The sequence below is a fragment of the Pontibacter litorisediminis genome (genome assembly GCF_029360645.1).
In the GTDB taxonomy this organism is placed as follows: domain Bacteria; phylum Bacteroidota; class Bacteroidia; order Cytophagales; family Hymenobacteraceae; genus Pontibacter; species Pontibacter litorisediminis.
In genome coordinates this window covers 245,811-262,236 of the sequence record NZ_JARDUA010000007.1, presented here as the reverse complement: position 1 = coordinate 262,236, position 16,426 = coordinate 245,811, and the positions used below count along the sequence as shown (strand labels likewise).

Annotated in this window: 8 protein-coding genes; 7 read left to right on the top strand and 1 reads right to left on the bottom strand. The window is 53.3% G+C overall.

Annotated elements, in window-relative coordinates:
• Window positions 1–23: 23 nt before the first annotated feature.
• The 6 genes from PXG97_RS18505 (at window position 24) to PXG97_RS18480 (ending at window position 9,648) form a co-directional block, all read left to right on the top strand.
• On the top strand, window positions 24–989 hold the full coding sequence (locus tag PXG97_RS18505) for a calcium/sodium antiporter (protein ID WP_276499306.1): 966 nt from the start codon (window positions 24–26) through the stop codon (window positions 987–989).
• Window positions 990–1,514: 525 nt separating this feature from the next.
• Complete coding sequence (locus PXG97_RS18500; RefSeq protein WP_276499305.1) at window positions 1,515–4,691, top strand: SusC/RagA family TonB-linked outer membrane protein; 3,177 nt, start codon at window positions 1,515–1,517, stop codon at window positions 4,689–4,691.
• Between the two features lie 28 nt (window positions 4,692–4,719).
• Window positions 4,720–6,219 (top strand): RagB/SusD family nutrient uptake outer membrane protein, encoded by a 1,500-nt coding sequence (locus tag PXG97_RS18495; RefSeq protein WP_276499304.1) that lies wholly within the window; start codon window positions 4,720–4,722, stop codon window positions 6,217–6,219.
• Window positions 6,220–6,252: 33 nt separating this feature from the next.
• Entirely contained in the window at window positions 6,253–7,656 is a 1,404-nt protein-coding gene (locus PXG97_RS18490) for a PKD domain-containing protein (protein WP_276499303.1), read from the top strand.
• Between the two features lie 88 nt (window positions 7,657–7,744).
• Entirely contained in the window at window positions 7,745–8,653 is a 909-nt protein-coding gene (locus PXG97_RS18485; protein ID WP_276499302.1) for a glycoside hydrolase family 16 protein, read from the top strand.
• Window positions 8,654–8,799: 146 nt separating this feature from the next.
• Complete coding sequence (locus tag PXG97_RS18480) at window positions 8,800–9,648, top strand: glycoside hydrolase family 16 protein (RefSeq protein ID WP_276499301.1); 849 nt, start codon at window positions 8,800–8,802, stop codon at window positions 9,646–9,648.
• A 90-nt stretch (window positions 9,649–9,738) separates the two neighbouring features.
• On the opposite strand, the gene PXG97_RS18475 is transcribed toward PXG97_RS18480, so the two are convergent.
• A complete protein-coding gene (locus PXG97_RS18475; protein WP_276499300.1) occupies window positions 9,739–12,675 on the bottom strand; it encodes a ligand-binding sensor domain-containing protein in 2,937 nt (978 codons plus the stop codon).
• A gap of 689 nt (window positions 12,676–13,364) precedes the next feature.
• Here PXG97_RS18475 and PXG97_RS18470 point away from each other — a divergent pair.
• On the top strand, window positions 13,365–16,412 hold the full coding sequence (locus PXG97_RS18470) for a SusC/RagA family TonB-linked outer membrane protein (RefSeq protein WP_276499299.1): 3,048 nt from the start codon (window positions 13,365–13,367) through the stop codon (window positions 16,410–16,412).
• The last annotated feature ends 14 nt before the right edge of the window (window positions 16,413–16,426 follow it).

Below are 16,426 nucleotides of genomic sequence, written 5' to 3'. Positions count from 1 at the left end.
CGTAAACCCGAAACCAACCCCACATGCTGTTATACCTACTGTTTGTTCTTGGCTTTGTTTTCTTGATTAAAGGTGCTGATGTGCTCGTGGACGGGGCCTCCTCTATTGCGAAGCGCTACGGCCTTTCAGACATGGTGGTGGGCCTGACGATTGTCTCTTTCGGCACCTCGCTGCCCGAGTTGATCGTGAACATGATGGCCAGCCTGCAGGGACAGCCGGAACTGGCTATTGGCAACGTGTTCGGCAGCAACGTGGCCAACCTGCTGCTCATACTTGGGGTGACGGCGCTGATTTGCCCTCTGCCTATCAAGCGCAACACCATCCTAACCGAGATACCTTTCTCCCTGATAGCCACGCTCCTGGTAGGCTTCCTTGCCAACGCCACCCTGTTTAACAGTGACTACGACCTTTACATTAGCCGCCAGGATGGCGCTATCCTGCTGGGCTTCTTCGGAATGTTTCTGGTGTACATTTACAATGTGGCGAGAACCAATAAAGACGAGGTAGTGGAGGATGATAAGGAAGCTCCTTCCATGTCGATAGGCAAGGCCATCCTCTTTATACTCTTAGGGGTAGTGGGCTTGTTTTTGGGCGGCAAGTGGGTGGTAGACGGAGCCGTGCACATAGCACAGTCATTTGGCCTGAGCGAGTCGTTCATCGGCCTGACGGTAGTCGCTATCGGTACCTCACTGCCCGAGCTTGTTACCTCGGCCATGGCAGCCTACCGCAAAAACATCGACATTGCCGTGGGCAACGTGGTGGGCTCCAATATCTTTAACCTGCTCTGGATCCTGGGTGTCAGCGCTATTATTAACCCGCTGCCCTTTAATGTGCTGAACAACGCTGACATCATCATGATGATTCTGGCCAGCGCCATGCTTATACTTGCGCTGCCTATCGGAAAGCGGAACGCCATAGACCGCATCAACGGCATTGTTTTCCTGCTGGTATACTTCTCTTACATCTACTATCTGGTGATGCGGGGGTAGCCTTGCTGCAACCAGGACCATAGATTATTTCTTCCCTTTCCTTTTAGGCACTTATGCCTTAGAACTCTGCCAAGGTATGCTGTTATACTTTATAGTATGGCAGCATACCTTGCCAGCTACAGCCTGCTTTGGCTGTCCCTCCCACAGCCCCCGCTCATTTCTGTTGCCCCTCTCTGGGCAAGTAGCGGGGTACCCTACTCTCTACTTCAATAAGCACTCATTCAAAAGCTACCCACAGCGGCGGCGTGTCCGCACTCTGAGCACCAAATTCATATAAATATCTAGTAACCAAGTAATTAAATCAACATCCAAAGATTGTGAAGTAGTCGTGACGTAGTAGGAAAGTAGAAAAGCTGTATATACTTCTTTTGATAACTCCTCTTTAACGTCTAAAATTATCCCACTTAATAATCAGCTAACTAAGCGCACCTCCTAACATAGTTTTCACAGGATGATTTCCGGGCTTATCTGTAACTGATTAATCACACAAAGAAACCTATCAAACTTTCACCTAATAGAACCTTTATGAGAAAACAGTTTTACACAGCACTTGGCTGCATAACCCTGGCTACCAGCGTTACCACTGGCGTAGCGGCAGGGAGTGCCGGCTGGCTACAGCCCCTGCCCCTGGCTGTGCCTCAGGCCATCACCCTCACGGGTAAGGTAACCGATGAGAACGGCTCCGGTTTACCAGGGGTAACAGTTGTGCTGAAAGGAACCACAAAAGGCACAACTACTGATGCCAGTGGCGCTTTCTCACTATCAGTTCCTGATGCAAGCGGCACGCTGGTGTTTTCCTTTATCGGCTATACGCCGCAGGAAGTGGCCATAAACAATCAGTCCACATTCAACATCTCCCTGTCGCCGGATACAAGAGCCCTGGAAGAAGTGGTGGTGGTAGGCTATGGCACCCAAAAGAAGAGCGTGGTAACGGGCGCTATTAGCAGCGTTAGAACAGCCGACCTGGAGAACCAGCAGATCACGCGCGTAGAGCAGGCCCTGCAAGGCCGGACCTCTGGCGTAGCAGTAGCCGCCAACTCCGGTGCACCAGGCGCTGCCTCTACCGTTCGCGTGCGAGGTATAACTACTTTGAATAACAACGACCCGCTTTATGTAGTGGATGGTGTGATCGTGAGCGGCGGGATAGACTACCTGAACCAGTCAGACATCGAATCTATTGAGTTGTTGAAAGATGCTGCGTCAGCGGCTATTTATGGAACACGTGGCGCTGCCGGTGTCATTCTGGTGACAACCAAGAAAGGGAAAGAAGGAGCCATACGCTTGAATTATAACGCCTACTATGGTACGCAGGCCCCGGCGAGAAGGCTAGACCTTCTGAACGCGACCGAATACGCTACCTTAAGAAATGAAGCCTACATCAACGGACTTCAGCCTGGCAGCGCGGTTAATTTACCTTATGCGGATCCACAGTCTTATGGAGAAGGCACTGATTGGCAAGATTATGTATTTAATGACGATGCCCGCATCCAGAACCACGATTTTAGCATAAGCGGGGGCAATGGGAAATCCTCCTATTACGCGTCTTACGGCTATTTGAATCAGGAAGGCATCGTGGCAACAGAGATATCAAACTACAAGCGCCACAACGTCCGCCTGAACTCTACCCACAAAGTGACGGAATGGCTTACCTTGGGCCAGAACCTTGGCTACTCCCATGTAAAGAGCATGGGCGGTTTTAACCCCAACACAGAGTTTGGAGGCCCGCTGAACTCCGCCATTAACCTGGATCCAATCACCCCGGTGCTGATCACAGACCCGGCTATCCTGGAAAACCCGGAAAGTGTCTATAACAGGCAGCCTGTTATCCGAAACGCACAGGGTTACCCTTATGGCATTTCTACAACGGTAATGCAGGAGATGACCAACCCTTTGGCCTACATACAGACTCAGCTGGGAAACTATGGCTGGTCGGATAACATCGTGGGCAATGCCTTTGCAGAGCTGGAGCCGCTAAAAGGCCTTAAGCTCAGATCAACACTGGGCGGGAAACTAGCCTACTGGGGGGGCGAAAGCTACAGGCCGGTGTTTTACCTGAACGCCTCAACTATCAGCAACCAGACAGCCAGGAGCCGTGACAGGAACATGGTGATAGATTACAATGTTGAGAATACCCTCTCATACTCAAGAGCCATCGCAGACCACAACTTTACGGTCCTGCTCGGCCAGGGTGCTTACAAAGACGGTCAGACCGACGGCCTTGGAACAACCTATAATGCGATTCCGGCCACTAACTTTGACGACGCCTCCTTTAACCTGCCTGTTCCGAGCACCAATATCACGGCCTATGCCTATGATAATGTGGCGCATACGATCAGCTCCCTGTTTGCCCGCGCTACCTACGACTACAAAGAAAAGTACCTGTTTACCGGCATCATTCGCAGAGACGGTTCCTCCAGATTCGGAGAGAACAACAAATACGGTTACTTCCCCTCTGTTTCCCTAGGCTGGGTAGCCTCAAATGAAGATTTCTGGCCAACAAATGATGCGATAAACTTCCTGAAAATCCGAGGCTCCTACGGCGAGGTAGGAAACGACAACACCGGCAACTTCGGGTTTATCTCAACGGTTAGCCCTGGAAGAAACTATACTTTCGGCTACGAGGGCTACACCATCGGCTACAGCCCTAACGCCCCCGCCAACCCTGACCTGCGCTGGGAGGAAACGGCTCAGACAAACATAGGCCTGGAGGCTACTTTCCTGCAGAACTTCAACCTCACGTTCGACTGGTACAACAAGAAAACCACCGGTATCCTTAGGCCGCTTGAGCTGCCAGGCTATGCCGGTTCCACAGGAAACCCCTTGGCAAACATTGCCGATATGCAGAACAGGGGCGTGGAGTTTGAGTTAGGCTACAACCAGACATTCGGAGAAGTTGGCTTCCGCCTTTCCGGCAACGCGGCCTACGTAAAGAACGAGATCCTGTCACTGGAAAGCGGCAAAACGTTCACAGAAAGCGGCAGCGCCAGTGTGCAGACCTTTAATTTCCCGCTGAACCGCACCATCGTGGGGCAGCCCTACGGCGCATTCTATGGCTTCCAGACCAATGGCATCTTCCAGAACGAAGAAGAGGTGCAAAGCTACAAGAGCTCCGATAACATCGTGATACAGCCTAACGCGCGCCCAGGAGACTTCCGTTGGGTTGACACAAACGACGACGGCAAAATCTCGGCAGATGACCGGGTGGTACTGGGCAAGCCGCTACCTGACTGGACATTTGGTGCAACCCTGAACCTGGACTGGAATAACTTTGACCTGCTTGTTTTCGGCCAGGGTGCCACCGGCCATAAAATCTTCCAGGGGCTACGTCGCCTGGAAATCTCGACAGCAAACTGGCAAAGCAACGCCTTGGGCCGCTGGACGGGAGAGGGTACATCGGACGACTATCCAAGATTGTCGACTTCTGATCCGAACAACAACTTCTCCAACCCTTCTGACTTTTACCTGGAGGACGGGGATTACTTCAGAATCAAAACCCTGCAGATCGGATACACCATTCCTAAATCCATTACTGATAAAATTTCCTTACAGCGGGCGCGCTTCTATGTAAGCAGCAACAACCTGGTGACATTCACCAAGTACACCGGCTACGACCCGGAGATCGGCGGGAACATCTTCGGTATCGACCGTGCCTTTTACCCGCAGGCACGCACCTTTATGGTTGGTGTCAACCTAGGTCTGTAACAGGAAAGAATATAAACACATGAGAATCATGAAAAAGAAATTCATATATGCTGCCGTCTTCACGCTAGCCTTACCAATGTTTAGTGCCTGTGAGGATGACTTTCTGGAGGTAGACCCGGAAGGCACGATCCTGGAATCAGAGTATTATAAAAACCCTGAGGAAGCGTTTGCCGGCCTGGTGGCTGCCTACGACCCGCTTGGCTGGCAATTTGGCGAGGCCTACCATAACATAGGGGCCATCAATGCTGCCTCTGACGATGCCTATGCCGGCGGGGGAGGCCCGTCGGATATGAGTACCTGGCATGCATGGAACAGGTTTACCTTGAATCCTGCTGTTGGACCCCAGGAAGAATACTGGGACAGAAACTTTAGAGGAGTGGCAAGAACTAACACGCTCCTTTCTAAAATTGAGGCGGGTATACCAGGTTTAGATGAGGCCACTGCTAAGCGTTACACAGCTGAGGCGAAGTTTCTGCGCGCTTATTATTACTTTGAACTGGTACGCTTATTCAGAAACGTGCCCCTGTTCACGGCGCCACTGGCCACGCAGGAAATATTCAACCAGACACAGGCAGCTCCAGAGGCAGTGTATGCGCAAATAGAGCAAGATTTAAATGAGTCGATTTCAGATTTGCCTATAACTGTTCCAGCGTCTTCAGAAGGTGGCCGGGCCACACAAGGAGCGGCAAAAGCTTTACTTGGTAAAGTATACCTTTTCCAACAGAAGTGGGGAGAGGCGGCAGCCCAACTGGCAGACGTGAATGGCACGCCTGGAGGAACAAGCATGTACGGTTACAAATTGCTAGATAATTACGGAGCTATTTTCGACCCAACTAACAAGTTCCATAGCGAATCTATATTTGAGATTGTACACACCAACCTGTCGAGATCAAGCTGGAGTGGTCCTTGGCAAAATACGGAAGGTAATATTGCCGCTCAAATGATGGGCCCAAGAGGTTATTCCGGGCCTACTTATATAGCAGGTTGGGGCTTTAACCCGCTTACGGAGAACTTGGTAGAGGCTCTTGAGGGTGACCCACGTTATGAGCATACAGTACTTGATGTTAACAGTATAGAAGGTGCTACTTATGAGCCAGGCTACGACGATACCGGTTACTTTGTAAAAAAGTATGCTGCAAGAGAGGCATGGGTTTCTACTGCAGGTGGTGATGTAGCCCTTAACTTCCCCATTGATTATATCGAGATACGCCTGGCTGACACTTACCTGATGGAGGCAGAAGCCATCGTGCAGGGCGGCGGAGACATGAGCAGGGCCGCTGATTTGCTGAACGCGGTTCGTAACCGCGTGGGCCTGCCTGACGTGACGCCTACCCTGGAGAACATCTACCGAGAGCGCAGGCTGGAACTGGCCACAGAAGGGCACCGCTTCCATGACCTGGTGCGTACCGGCAGGGCCGCCTCCGTGCTGGCTCCTATGGGCTTTGTGGCAGGCAAGCACGAAGTTCTGCCCATTCCGCAGGATGAGCTGGCAAACACAAAGCTTGTGCAGAATCCTGAGTACCGATAGGCCTTGAGGTCACTAATTTTAACAGAAGAAATCATGAGGTATCATACTTTCAAAACCAAACTATACACCGTGCTGGCAGCGCTGCTGCTGACGGGCATGTTCTCCGCTTGTACCCCGGAGGAATCTGACAAGGGGCTGGCTCCTGCCCCATCCTCGGAGATGGTGCAGTTTACGGCAACGCCAAGCTCCGAGAACGCGAACATCATCAACTTCACAAACCAAACCCCAGGTGTTTTTAAGGCCGTGTGGGACCTTGGCAACGGCACCGTGACGGAGGGGCAGCAAGTACAAGGCGCTTTTGCCCTGGCCGGAGAATATACTGTGAAGCTGACCGTGTTCACGAGCGGTGGCTACGCAACCAGCACCAAAACAATACAGATAGCTGCAACAGACTACGCTATGCTGGACAGGGAAGACTATAACTTTCTGACAGGTGGTGCCGAAGCTGCCGAGGGCAAGACCTGGGTGTTCGACCCGGTAGGGCCTATGAACTTCGGCGGACCGCCCGAAGCCCCCTCCTCCTGGTGGAGCCAGACACTGGATGCGCAGAACGATTGCATGAAAGATGACAAGTATGTTTTCAAGCTAAACGGCTTTGCCTTTGAAAACCAGAGCGGAGGCGCCATGTGGGGCATAGAAGGCGGACAGGAAAACGTTTGCGTCTCCCATACGGCAGCCGCCAGTACCTGGAGGCTTTATCAGGAAAACGGCAAAACAATGCTTTCGGTAAGCAACGGAGAAACCATTGCCTGGGCAGATGGCGCTGGCACCTACGAGGTGGTGGAACTATCGGAGAAGAGGCTACACCTTAGAAAGGTGTGCTGCGGTGGCAGCGGCGTTAGGAACTACGTGCTGGTACCCGAAGGCTACACGCCGCCGGTGGTGGTAGAAGAGAAGCCATACAAAATCACCGACATCTACGATGATTTTGATACGGACGGGAACGTAACCTGGAAGACCGACGCCCTAATGCTAAACCAAAGCTATGACAACCCGGCTCCGGTTCCTATCAATACATCTGCCAAGGTGGCCATGTACGTGAAGCAGGCCGGACAGCCTTATGCCTTTGCAAACATGTTCCTTGATTTTGGCCACAAGCTGGACCTGCGTGAGCGCCACGTATTCAAGCTAAAGGTTTTCATACCTGGTTACAACGACTTTAATTCCGCTGAGGGTGAGTCATGGGCTGACCCGCACCTGCTCAAGCAAGTGTCTGTTAAACTACAGGATGGCACCGCTGCCCAGCCTTGGGAAAGCCAGGTGGAAATAAAGCAGCAGGTAAGCAAACTGAACGAGTGGGTGGAGCTCACCTTCGACTTTGGCGCGGCTGAGACAATAAACAGAAAGGATTTTGACCGAATCGTCGTTCAGGTAGGCGGCGAGGGCAATTACATCCCCGGTATTTTCTTCCTGGATGACTTTAAGCTCGAAAACTGATTTGATAGGTAAAAAGAGAGATAAAGCCAGGGTCTTAGCCTGGCTTTATCTCTTCTTAAAGTATAAGTAAATGCGTAGCACCAGGTGCATGTTAACCAGCAACAACAGTAAAATGGAATTTTCGGGAGGGGACATCAAGAATAAGGTTAGGCATTGTGTAACGCTGCTTTTGCTGCCGCTGCTTACTACCTCATGCGGCTCAAAGTCTGATGATCCGGGTCCGCTTGCCCCTGCCCCACGGCCCCAGGCCCCCCAGGATAAGAACTGGACATTTGAGGCTTCCCCTGTCTGGGCCGATGAGTTTGACTATACCGGCAAGCCGGACGCGGGGAAGTGGGGCTACGACACGGGCGGGCACGGCTGGGGCAACAACGAGCTGCAGTACTACACTGAAAACCTGAGCAATGCCACTGTGGCTGGCGGTACCCTTACCATCACGGCCCGCAAGGAGCAAAGGGATGGCAAAGACTACACATCGGCTAGGCTCGTGACAAAAAACAAAGGCGACTTTTTATACGGCCGCTTCGAGGTGCGGGCCAAGCTGCCGACGGGCAGGGGCACCTGGCCAGCCATCTGGATGCTGCCCACCGACTGGGCCTACGGCGGCTGGCCCAAGTCCGGGGAGATCGACATCATGGAGCACGTGGGCTACGACCAGAACAGGGTGCACATCACCGTGCACACCGAAGCCTACAACCACAGCAAGGGCACGCAGCGCGGCAACAGCAAAGTAATTGAGACGGCCAGCACCGCTTTTCATTTGTACCGGGTGGACTGGACACCCTATGCTGTAAGAGGATACATTGATGACCAGAAGGTGTTTGAGTTCCTAAACGATGGCAAGGGCTACAGCACCTGGCCCTTTGACAAGCGCTTCCACCTGCTGCTCAACGTAGCCGTGGGCGGCGATTGGGGCGGGGCCCAGGGGGTAGACCCGGGTGTGTTCCCCCAGGCCATGGAAGTGGACTACGTGCGCGTGTACAAAATGATAGAATAATCCAGTCCATTCAGTAGCCAAAGCTAGCTGCCTACGCAGGGTAGGCAGCCCTGGCATAGCACGCTTTTGCCTTAAAAGGCCCCTTAAAACGTACGCACCGTTCTTCTACATAAGTATGATCGAGTAATTCAAAATCAATAGAAAGTATGATTTACCAGTTTATTTCCTTTCTGATGCTTGGAGCATCCCTTTCTTTTCCTGCGCAGCACCTGAACCTGGCTGCTGATAAGCCTGCTCAGCAGGAGGAGAAAAAATGGTCTTTTTCCTCCTCCCCAGTTTGGGCCGATGAGTTTGACTACACCGGCAAGCCGGACCCGGGGAAGTGGGGCTACGACACGGGCGGCCACGGCTGGGGCAACAACGAGCTGCAGTACTACACCGACAAGCTGAGCAACGCCTCTGTGGCCGGCGGGGTGCTCACTATTACAGCTCGAAAGCAGAAGAAAGCGGGCATGGACTATACATCAGCCAGGCTGGTATCGAAGAACAAGGGCGACTTTTTATACGGCCGCTTTGAGGTGCGGGCCAAGCTGCCGACGGGCAGGGGCACCTGGCCGGCCATCTGGATGCTGCCCACCGACTGGGCCTACGGCGGCTGGCCCAAGTCCGGGGAGATCGACATCATGGAGCACGTGGGCTACGACCAGAACAGGGTGCACATCACCGTGCACACCGAAGCCTACAACCACAGCAAGGGCACCCAAAAAGGCAAGCAGGAAATAGTGCCTACGGCCAGCACCAACTTTCATCTGTACCGCGTGGACTGGACTCCGGATGACATAAAAGGCTATATCGACGACAAGCTGATTTTTGATTACCCCAACGAAGGCACCGGCTACCAGGCATGGCCTTTCGACAAGCGCTTCCACCTGCTGCTCAACGTCGCCGTGGGCGGCGATTGGGGCGGGGCCCAGGGAGTAGACCCGGGTGTGTTCCCCCAGGCCATGGAAGTGGACTACGTGCGCGTGTATAAGATGCTTGAAGAACAGCAATAATACACCCTCTCAACTTCTAGGTGAAGAGTTTGAGAACATAGACTAAAGGCCCCGCAGGTTGTGGGGCCTTTTTTACCATATGCAGCAGATTTAGTATTTTAGTATAAACTCCGTCAGGTTTACCTCCTGCTCCAGGTTCAGCTTTTTGCGGAGGCGGTAACGACTGGTCTCCACTCCCCGCAGCGACAGGTTCAGCAACGAGGCAATTTCCTTACTCGTCAGGTTCATGCGCAGGTAAGCGCAAAGCTTAATATCGCGGTGGGTCAGGTCCGGGAAGTCGTGGCGCAGGCGCTTGAGGAAATCCTGGTGAAGCTGGTTGAAGTGCAGTTCGAACTGGTCCCAGTTATTCTCCACCTTCATGTCCTCCTCCACTGAGCGGAGCACCTTGCGCAGCTGGTGCAGGGCCTTCTTGTCCTCCACCTGCTCAATGACGGTCTCTAACTGTCCTTTTACTTTCCCGATCGTCTCCAGGCTTTGCATCACATGCATGGCTGAGGAGGCCAATTCTTTGCTTTTGTGCTCCAACTCACCCTCCAGCTTCTCGTTGTTCAGCTTGATGATCTCTTTCTCCGCCTTCAGCACCTCCTCAATGTGCGCGGCCTCCTTCAACCTGATGGCTTTCTCCTGTTCCAGCCTGAGCTGCTCCTGCTGCCAGCGCACACGCCGGTCTATCACGCGCTTGATCAGCCAGAGTAGCAGCAGCCCTAAAAGTATGTAAATTCCTTTAGCCCAATAAGTCCTGTACCAGGGCGGCAGTACCGTAAAGGTAAAAGCAGCCTCCTCGCTGGTGTGGTTATACACGTCCCGCGCCTTCACCTTAAAAGTATAGGTGCCTTCAGCCAGGTTGGTGTATTCCTTTTGCGCCGCTGTACTCCATCCCGACCAGTTTTTGTCGAAGCCTTCCAGCAGGTACTGATACTGCACCTGCTCATTCTCCTCGTAGGTAACGCCGCTGTAGGTAAATTTTACGGAGTTATAGCTGAACGGGAGCTCCGGCCTTACCCCATGCGGCTGCTGTAGGGTCAGCCGCCCCTCCTGCAGAAAATCTCCCCCCGAAATGAGTGTGTCTGTGGCACCGTTTGTGGCGCTTACCTCACGCAGCAAAGTATGGAAGGTGTGGTTCATGCTCTCGGCCTGCAGAAAAGTAGGGTGATAGTGTACAAAGCCCTCATCAGTGCCTATCAGCATGTTGGCGCGATCGTAGTGCACAAAGTGCTCAAACCCACCGATAAGTTTCCCATTCAGCTTGTTAAAGACGCTCTTTTCTATCTCAAAGCTGCCATTGCTCTTTTTCCTCAACACGCCCATCTCCTGGCCGGCCGAGAACCAAATGTTACCGTCTGCATCCTCCACCAACTTACGTATATGCACGCCAGGGTCAAATAACTTGCTGTAAAGCGGGTGCTCCACAAACGCATCGGTTTGCCGGTTATACTTAAAAATGCCGCGCTCTCCGGTAAACACCAACTCTCCGCTTATTTTGAACACATTAATAAATATATTCGAGGGAAACCCGCTTTCCTGCCCATAGAACTTCACCTGCTCAGCCTTGCTCAGATCCTTTGACAACCGAATCCGGAACATGCCCTTATAGCCGTGCGCGACCCAAATATCGCCGGCATCATCCTCTTCCATCACTCGGGAGGACTCCGCAAAGCCCTGCACAGGCCGCACGAACTGCAACTCTCCCCCGCTAAACCTGTAGAGCAACAGGCCGTTATAGGTACCGCACAGCAAGTAATCGGGGTGCGACTTGAGTGGCAGAAACAGCCATGCCCCCCTATGGTCCGATAGCCTTGTAGCCTGCCCGTCCTTTACCTCAAAAGGTCCCTCGTGGTGCGAGAGCAACAGCTTGTCGCGGATTTTTTGAAGGTTATATACTTGCCCCTGCGCATTCTCAACTAGTTTGAATGGCGTCGGGGACATTGGGCTATGCCTGTTAGACCATGCTTTGAAGTATAACCCGTCGCTGGTGCCCAGGTAAAGCTCATCGTTATCAAGCAGAGAGGCGTAACCAGTGCCGGGCAGGCCGCTGTTTGTATTAAAATGCGTGAAAGCGGAGTTAGACTCAACATAGCTGATGCCGTTATTCAGCCCAAGCCACAGGTTGCCGGCGCCATCCTGGTAAATGCTACGGACCGAGTTGTTCTGCAGGCCTTTGTCTATGTTCAGGTGCTGCCGGGGTGTGCCATCTTTATCGGTTAAGAGCAACCCATTATGAGCTGTGCCAAAGGCCAAGCCACTCGAGAACGACATTACCATGTTTACCCTGGATGCCTCCAGAAAAGGGCTGATCGGCAACTGCCATACTTTGAAATGGCTGTACCCATCGTAGGCGAACATTTTGCCTTGCTCGCTTACGAGCAGGATACCAGCCTCTGGGTGTGGCAGCATTCCGGTGATGGTAAGGCCCTTCAGTATGTCGCTGTTGGGGACCAGTGCCATCTTGCCGGCGTGCAACTCATAAAGCCCTTTTTCCGGCACCGGCACATACAAGGTGTTACGCACATAGAACGGGAAGCCCCACGGGTAGCCTGACAGGCGGTGAACCTGTATCTGATCACTCTGAAGTTGGTATATAGCCTTTACAGTGCAAAAGTAGACGGTGCCATCCTCAGTCACGTACGTCTTCCACACGTCATCAAAGGACTGATCGGCTGCGGGGACCTTGCTCTTTAACGATACAAACTCCATCCGCCCCTGCGCATTGGGGCGCAGGAAGCCGAAGTCGTTTTGGGCTCCCACATAAATAGTCCCGTCTTTGCTGATAGCCAATGACCGGGCGTTGGTTCGGTTCGGGAGCATGATCACCCGCCAGCTATTGCCATCATACTCCAGCACGCCATTGTTGTTGCCAAAGTACATCACCCCCCGATGGTCTTGCACGACGGCCCAGTTCTGCGCAGAGCCGTTGTATTCTTTCTGCACATAGTTTCTAATGTAGGGGATACCTTCATTCTTAACCTGTGCCAGCGTAGTATAGCACGCCAGCAGCATGCACACCAACACTCCAAAGTACTTTCTCATTTCTAATCCCGCCTCTGTTAACCTTTCTAAAAGTATGCGCCTCTAATAGCAGGGCTCTTTCTGGTTGCCCGCACCTATAAGGTAAAAATAAATTCATACATATCAATACAAAAATTATAACCTGCAATCAGGTGCCGGGGCAAATAGACGCAGGCTATACAGGGGCCTTGAGCATTTTTATTCGACTTTTCCGCGATTCGCCCATGCTGGGTATATATGGGTCGAAGTTTATTTTTATCCAATTATATCTTAATCATTTATAATAATAAAACGTAAAACTATAAGCTGAAAAGCTATTACACAACCAAGAAAAGAGGAAGGAGAATTCGGATATCGGATAGAGAGCGGTTATAGCCCTAGCATACAGCACCCATTCTTACTAAAGCCAGGAGCATAAACAACGTGCCGGCACCGCCAGAACCCGGGCTTGTTGCTGTCCGGGCTGCCAGGGGCATTGCACCAAGGTGCGGCCAACCTGCTAACAAACCTGCCTCTGTGCCAGTACCAGACACCCTTCCATACCAACAGAGAACCAGAAACGCATATAAATCCCAGCATAGAGGGCTTGAGCCCACTTACTAAGTATAACTATTAATAATTCATCTATGAAGACAAAATTCTATACAGCGATTGGCTGCATAACAATGGCTGTCTGTATAAGTACCCCAACTTACACAGCGGCCTGGGCTATGCCAAAGCCACTGACTCAGCAAACAGCTGATGTAACCGTCACTGGGCGGGTGACAGACGAAAACGGAAGTGGGCTGCCTGGGGTAACGGTGATGCTGCAGGGCACCACGCGGGGCACCTCCTCTGATGCCAGCGGCAACTATAGCTTAGCAGTGCCAGGCGGAGAAGGTACGCTCGTGTTTTCCTTTATCGGTTACCGTACCCAGGAAGTACCCATAGGCAACCGGTCTTCGATAAACGTGTCACTTACCCCAGACGCAGAGGCCCTCGAAGAGGTGGTGGTAGTGGGTTACGGAACGCAGCAGAAAAGCCTGGTGACCGGCGCCATATCTTCTGTCCGGCAGGAGGAGATTGCCACCGTTTCATCCACCAGGGTAGAGCAGGCCTTGCAAGGAAGAACCGCGGGTGTTACGGTGCTGCCTGCCTCCGGCTCCCCGGGCAGCGGCATGCGGGTAAGGGTGCGCGGGGCCGGCTCTAACGGTAACGCAGAGCCCCTTTACATTGTGGACGGCATGCGGACAGGAGGCATCGAATACCTGGACCCCAGCGAGATAGCCTCCATAGAGGTGCTGAAAGACGCCGCTTCTGCCGCCATCTATGGCGCCGAGGGGGCAAATGGCGTCGTGATCATCAGAACTATAACAGGAAATAAAGGAGCCCCATCCTCCGTTTCCTACAGCGGCCAGTATGGGGTGCAGTCAGTGGGCGACAGGATGGACCTGATGAACGCCCAACAGTATGCCGCCTATCTGAACGAATCAAACACGGCGGGCACGATACCAGACCCTGCCGAGGTAGCAGGCGTGCAGGGCACAGACTGGCTCGATGAGCTCTTTGAGACAGCCCCCATGCAGCGGCACTCGCTTAGCTTCAGCGGCGGTGGCGAGAAATCCTCTTTCCTGGTGAACGGCACCATGTTCCGCCAGGACGGCATTGTGGGAGGCGACCGGTCCCGCTTCGACCGCTACACAGTCAGGCTCAACTCCGACCACGAAATCAAGTCATGGCTCAGCATCGGCAACAGGCTGTCTTACTCTCACTTCACGCGGACAGGCATACAGGAAGACGATGAGTTCGGCGGTGTGATCAGCAATGCGATCCTGATGGACCCCATTACCCCCACCCTATATTCCGGTGCCCTACCGCCCTTTGTGCAGGAGGCCATAGATGCGGGTTTCCCCTTAGTGCGGGATGCCAACGGCAACTACTACGGCCTCTCGCAATACATCCGGGGTGAGGTAGGCAACCCACTGGCACAGCTTGCCATCACCAGGGGCGAGACGGTGCAGAACAAGGTGGTCGGCAACCTATTCGCCGATATCAGACCGTTTGCAGGCTTCACCTTCACTACCCGCTTCGGCATTGATGCGGCCTTCCAGCGCAACCATGGCTGGAGCCCAAGCTTCTGGTTCTCCTCCGAAAGGCTCAACACTGCCCCCAGCACCTTCGATACGAACGAAAACTGGTTTACCTGGCAGTGGGAGAACTACGCCACCTACGACCGTACCATTGGTTCGCACCACTTTACCCTGCTTGCCGGTATTTCAGCCTTGGAAAGGAAGTATAACCGCCTGAACGGCACCTCTTCCGGCCTGTTTGCGGAAGAGGATATCTTTGCCTTTCCGGATTTTACCCCGGATGACAATGACAGAATCGCCGGAACAGAGACCTCCAATACCCTGGAGTCCTTTTACGGAAGGCTTTCTTACGACTACATGAACAAGTACCTCCTGAACCTGACGGTCCGCCGGGATGGCTCTTCGCTGCTGCCTCCTGGTAAGGAGTGGGGCACCTTCCCTTCTGTTTCCGTGGGCTGGGTTCTGAGCAACGAAGAGTTCTTCCCCGCCACCGATGCGGTAAACTACCTCAAGCTGCGCGGCAGCTGGGGCCAGAACGGCAGCTTGTCTAACCTGACCCTGGGCCAGTGGGCGGCGGTGATCACCTCGCAGGGGATACGCTACCCTGATGGCAACGGTGGCTACATCACGGTGGCGGAGCCGGCCCAGCTGGCCAACCCGGACCTTACCTGGGAAACAAGCCAGCAGTTTGACATTGGCCTTGACCTAGGCTTCTTCCAAAACAAACTCACCTTCACCACCGACTATTTCGTGAAAACCACAAAGGACCTGATTACCCCCGGCACTCCCCCCAGGTTTATCGGTAACGTGCTGCCTTTCGTGAACGGCGGCGATGTAAGGAACAGGGGCTGGGAGTTTGAATTAGGCTTCAATAACGACGAGAAGGCTTTTAAGTATGAGTTTTCTGTTAACCTGACCACGCTGGACAATGAGGTGACCTTCCTTAACCCGAACGTGAGCCGTATCGCCGGCACCGGCGTGGGCACCGGCTGGACGGCCACCTACTTTGAGGAGGGGTTCCCGATCTGGTACTTCCGGGGCTATAAGACAGCGGGCATCTTCCAGACAGAGGATGAGATAGGCCAGTACCTGAGCGAGAACAACATCTCTGGGTACGATCCCGCCCCAGGAGACCCCATCGTGGTGGATGTGAACGGCGACGGGCAGATCTCCCCGGATGACCAGACCTTTATCGGCAGCCCCCATCCAGACCTGGTGTACGGTGGCCGCATCTACCTAAGCTACAAGGGCTTTGACTTTCTGGCATTTATCCAGGGCCAATCCGGCAACGACGTGCTGCTGGCCTTTAACCGGGTAGACCGCCCAACGGCCAACAGGCCTGCCTTCTTCTACGAAGACCGCTGGACCGGCCCGGGCAGCACCAACAGCTGGTTCGCCCCCAACACCACCAGCACCTATGTGTACAACAGCGACCTGATGCTCTTCGACGGCTCCTATGCCCGCATCCGGCAGCTGCAGCTGGGCTATACACTGCCTAACTCCCTCACCGAGCGCATCAGCGTACGCAACGCCAGGTTCTATGTATCGCTCGATGATTTCTTCACCTTCACCGACTATCCCGGCCTTGACCCGGAAGCAGGCAGTAACGACGTCAACAGTCTTGGCATTGACAGAGGCGTGTACCCTATTCCCAGAAAAGCACTGGCAGGCCTAACGTTTAGCTTCTAACCTTAACCCAGAAC